This window comes from Streptomyces sp. NRRL S-37, assembly GCF_000721605.1.
Lineage (GTDB): Bacteria > Actinomycetota > Actinomycetes > Streptomycetales > Streptomycetaceae > Streptomyces.
Map to the genome: position 1 here is coordinate 1 of NZ_JOIZ01000149.1, position 301 is coordinate 301.

Genomic DNA, 301 nt, shown 5'->3' on the forward strand with positions numbered 1-301 from the left:
GGAACTGGTCACCGGCAGTGAGCCGCTGCCGCTGCTGGTGGAACGCGAGCGGGCCCTGTACGGCGCCTGGTACGAGTTCTTCCCCCGCTCCGAGGGCACCCCGCAGCAGCCGCACGGCACCTTCGACACCGCCGCCCGCCGCCTCCCGGCGATCGCCGCGATGGGCTTCGACGTCGTCTACCTCCCGCCCATCCACCCCATCGGCACCACCCACCGCAAGGGCCCCAACAACACCCTGAACGCCGGCCCCGACGACGTCGGCGTGCCCTGGGCGATCGGCTCCCCCGAGGGCGGCCACGAC

1 pseudogene is annotated in these 301 nt (G+C 73.8%); it reads left to right on the forward strand.

Features of this window, described 5'->3' with window-relative positions:
- A pseudogene (locus IH50_RS38535) lies at positions 1 to 301 on the forward strand (alpha-1,4-glucan--maltose-1-phosphate maltosyltransferase); the annotation flags it as partial.